The sequence below is a fragment of the Streptomyces rishiriensis genome (assembly GCF_003112535.1).
Classification (GTDB): Bacteria; Actinomycetota; Actinomycetes; order Streptomycetales; family Streptomycetaceae; genus Streptomyces; species Streptomyces rishiriensis.
Map to the genome: position 1 here is coordinate 1 of NZ_BEWA01000075.1, position 860 is coordinate 860.

An 860-nucleotide genomic window follows, 5' to 3' on the forward strand; every position below is an offset into this window, starting at 1 on the left:
GGAGCGCGCCACCACCGACCCGGACCGCATCCGCGCCACCTGGTCGCACGGCCCGTTCAACGTCGGCATCGCCACCGGCCCGTCGGGGCTGGTCGTCGTCGACTTGGACGTCCCCAAGGACAAGGGCAGTTCGGACGCGCCTGGCGGCGCGGCAATCTTCGGGGCGCTCTGCGAGCGCGCCGGCCACGCCGTCCCCGCCACCTACCGCACCCGGACCGCGAGCGGCGGCGAGCACCTGTACTTCACCGCCCCGACCGGGGTCCGGCTGACCAACACGGCTGGGACCGTGGGCGAGTTGGTCGACACTCGGGCTTGGGGCGGATACGTCGTCGCCGCCGGATCCATCACCCCCGCCGGACCCTACGAGCCGCTGTGCGCCTCTGAGGCGGCCCCACTGCCCGGATGGCTGCACAGCATCCTCAGGCCCACTCCCAAGGCCTCTCAGGCCCCTTCGGTGGCCTTACCGGGGCAATCTAGCCGATACGCGGACGTCGCACTCACCGCCGAGACGCGCAACGTCGCTACGGCCCAACTCGGTCTGCGCGAAGCGACGTTGTTCCGCGCGGCGCGCGCACTGGGACGGTTCGTCGCGTGGGGCGACCTCCCCCGCCACACGGTTGAGCAGGCTCTTCAGGAGGCGGGGGAGGCGGCCGGCCTCACCGTCGCCGAGTGCCGCTCCACCCTGCGCAGCGCACTGAACTGGTCCATCGCTCGCAACCAGAGCCGCAGGGGGGCGACGGCATGAGCACCCCTCGCCGCTCCTCCCTGAAGAGCATCACTGCCGCCCCGGACGGTCCGGACGCCGCCCGGTGGACCGCGCCCCGGCCGGCCATCGGCGGGCCGAAGGATGCCGCCCGTCA

At 73.3% G+C, this 860-nt stretch carries 1 protein-coding gene; it reads left to right on the forward strand.

From position 1 onward, the window contains the following. The coding region (locus Sri02f_RS40970) for a bifunctional DNA primase/polymerase (RefSeq protein WP_109006335.1) at nt 1-745 on the forward strand (745 nt) is incomplete at its 5' end. Between the last annotated feature and the right edge of the window lie 115 nt (nt 746-860).